Source organism: Streptomyces sp. Ru62 (genome assembly GCF_002920615.1).
GTDB lineage: Bacteria > Actinomycetota > Actinomycetes > Streptomycetales > Streptomycetaceae > Streptomyces.
This window is the reverse complement of record NZ_PQSU01000080.1, coordinates 1-3365: the sequence shown is the minus strand read 5'-3', so window position 1 is coordinate 3365 and position 3365 is coordinate 1. Positions and strand designations below refer to the sequence as shown.

The 3365-nt window shown below is 76.2% G+C and carries 1 protein-coding gene; it reads right to left on the bottom strand.

Annotation, left to right across the window (positions count from 1 at the left end):
- The coding region (locus C3492_RS43715; RefSeq protein ID WP_146075814.1) for a condensation domain-containing protein at nt 1-3365 on the bottom strand (3365 nt) is incomplete at both ends.

Genomic DNA, 3365 nt, shown 5'->3' with positions numbered 1-3365 from the left:
GGGCGGCCGGCAGGGCGTGGTCGTGAAGGGAGTCCTCCAGGACCAGGACGGTGACGTCACCGGCGAGTTCGCGGGCCTGTGCCGCGTACGCGCGGCCGGTGAGCAGGTGGCGGGCGCCGCTGTCGGCGAGCAGGGACGCGTTGCGGGCGGCCGGGGCCGCCGGGTCCAGCGGCAGATACGCCCCGCCCGCGCCCAGGACGCCCAGGACGCCCGTCACGAACGGCAGCCCGGGGTCGGCGAGCATCGCCACCACCGAGCCGAGGCCCGCACCGGCCCCGGTGAGGAGCGCCGACAGGCCGCCGGCGCGCTCCACGAGTTCGCCGTAGGTGACGCTGTCCGTGCCGTCGGCCACGGCGACGGCGTCGGGCACGCGGGCCGCGACGGCCCGCACACGTTCCACGACGCCGAGGCTCTCCTCGGGCAGGCCGGGGTCCCAGGAGCCGAGCAGACCGCCGAGTTCGCCGGGCTGTCCGGGGCGGCCCAGGGTGGCCGGGCCGGTGATGTCGATGTGGGCGAGCGGCAGGTCGCCGCCGTCGACGACGGTGTGCAGCAGGTGCCGGACCATGACGGCGATGCGGTCGACGTCCGCGCCGGTGAACAGGTCGGGCGCGTAGTCGAAGCGCAGGGTCAGGGTGTCGCCGGGGAACACCGCCATGCTGAGCGGGTGGTGCCGGGCGTCCAGGGCCTCGGTGCGCACCACGCGGGGGCCGTCGCTGCCGGTGGCCGGGCCGGCCGCGTCGAGCGGGAAGTTCTCGAAGAGGACGACGGTGTCGAAGACCTCGCCGGACAGACCCGCCGCCTTGTGGATGTCGGCGAGGCCCAGGTGCTCGTGCGGCAGCAGCGCGGTCTGCTGGTGCTGGATCGTGCGCAGCAGCTCGGCGAGGCGGGTGCCGGGGTGCAGCCGGGCCCGCACGGGCACGGTGGTGAGGAACATGCCGATCATCGACTCGACGTCGGGGACCTCGGCGGGCCGCCCGGAGGTGACGGCGCCGAAGACGACGTCCTGGCGGCCGGTGAGCCGGCCGAGCAGCAGCGCCCAGCAGCCCTGGAGCACGGTGTTGAGGGTCAGTCCCCGGGCGCGGGCCCAGGCGGTGAGGGCCTGGGTCAGGTCGCGCGGGAGGTCGAGCCGCAGGGATTCGGGGAGCACCGGGGCCCGGTCGGCGCCGGCGTCCACGAGGAGGGTCGGCCCGTCGAGGTCGGCGAGCGCGGCGCGCCAGGCGGCGCGGGCGGCCTCGCGGTCCTGCCGGGTCAGCCACTGGAGGTAGGAGCGGTAGGGGACGGGGGCGGGCAGCGCGGTGCCGTCGGTGCCGGGCCGGCCGAGCGTGAACAGCTCCCGCACCAGCAGCGGCATCGACCAGCCGTCGACCAGGATGTGGTGGCTGGTCCACAGGAAGCGGTGCCGGCCCTCGCCGTGGGTGACGAGCGTGAACCGCAGCAGCGGCGGGCGCTCCAGGTCGAAGCGGTGGCCGCGTTCGGCGGCGGTGATCCGCTCCAGTTCGGCGCCGCGCTCGGGTTCCGGCAGGTCGCGCAGGTCGATCTCCTGCCAGGGGAGTTCCGCGCGGGCCGGGATCAGCTGCACGGGGGCGCCGGCGGGCCGGGCCCGGAAGGACGCGCGCAGATTGGGGTGCCGGTCCAGGACGGCCTGGCCGGCGGCGCGCAGTGCGGCCGGGTCGAGGTCGCCCTCGATCTCGGCGACGATCTGGAGGGTGTAGACGTCGGTACCGTCGGCGGTCGCCGTGTCGTAGTCGGCGTGGAAGAGCATGCCCTGCTGGAGCGGGGTGATGGGCAGTACGTCGGCCAAGGCGCTGCCGGCGTCGGCGAGTTCGGCCTCGTACGCCTCGATCTCCTCCTGGGCCAGGTCGACCAGCGGCAGGTCGGACGGGGTACGGCCGCCCGTGGCCGGGGCGTGCCGGCCGAGGAGTTCCAGCGCCCGGAACCAGGTGTCGGCGAGGTCGCGCACGTCGTCCTCGGCCACCGCGTTCCCGGCCCACGCCCAGTTGGCGATCAGGTGGGGCCCGTCGGGGCGGTCCTCGGTCGCCGGGGTGACGTCGATCAGGTGCGGCAGCGGCATGCCCGGGTGGGCTCCGGTGCCGACGACCCCGTCACCGCCGACGGGCTGCCACGGCCGGTCCTCGCGGGCGTCGAAGCGGCCCATGTAGTTGAAGCCGATCTGGGGCCGCGGGTGGCGGGCGAGGACGCGGGCGGCGTGCGGGTTGAGGTAGCGCAGCAGGCCGAAGCCGACGCCCCGGTCGGGCAGGGCGTGCAGCTGCTCCTTGATCCGCTTCAGGACGGTGCCCAGCGCGGGGCCGCCCGCCCACAGCTCGGACCAGTCGACGGCGCCGACGTCCAGGCGGACCGGGAAGGCGCTGGTGAACCAGCCGACCGTGCGGGACAGGTCCGGGTCGTCGCCGAGCTGCTCCCGGCCGTGTCCCTCCAGCTCGATCAGGGTCTGTGCGTGGTGGGTGCGGCCGTGCCGGCGGCGCCAGTCCGCGACGGCGAGGGCGAGCCCGGTGAGCAGGACGTCGTTGATCTCGGCGTGGAAGGCCGCCGGCACCTCGGTGAGCAGGGGTGCGGTGGCCGAGGGGCCCAGCTCCAGCCGGAGCGTGCGCATCGTGCCGTGGACGTCCCGGGCGGGGTCCGCGCGGCGGGTGCCGACCAGCGGGTCGGGTCCCTCCAGCTGTCGCTGCCACACGGCGAGTTCGGCGCCGCGCACCTGGGTGCGGGCCTGCTCGGCGAGGAGCGCGGACCAGGCGCGGTACGACGTGCCGACCGGGTCGAGTGCCGGGGCGCGGCCGTCGGCGAGGGCGCGGTAGGCGGCTTCCAGGTCGGGCAGCAGCACGCGCCAGGACACGCCGTCCACGACGAGGTGGTGGGCGCACAGCACCAGCCGGGCGGTGTCCGCCCCGGGCGGGGCGGCGAGCAGCACGGCCTGGATCATGACCGCCCGGGCCGGGTCGAGGCGGGCGCGGGCGGCTGCGGCCTGCCGTTCGGCGCGGGCCGGGTCGTCCTTGCCGTCCGGTTCGGCGACGGCGACCAGCGGCACACCGGCCGACGCGCCGGGGGCCAGGACCTCCATGTGCCACAGACCGGGGGCCGGTTCGGTGGCCCGGGTGCGCAGGGCGTCGTGGTGGTCCACCACGGCGTGCAGGGCCGCGTCGAGCAGTCCGGCGTCGAGCCCGGCGGGCACGCTGACGACGACGTGCTGGCTGTACTTGACCACCGGCCCGGTCAGGGTGCCGGTCTCCTCGTGCAGCTGGGCCATGATCGGGGTGAGTTCGTACGGCCCGACCCCGTCGTCCTCGCGCGTCCCGGCGCCCGCGTCGAGGCTGCCGGCGGCCCGGGCCAGGGCGGTGACCGACTTGTGC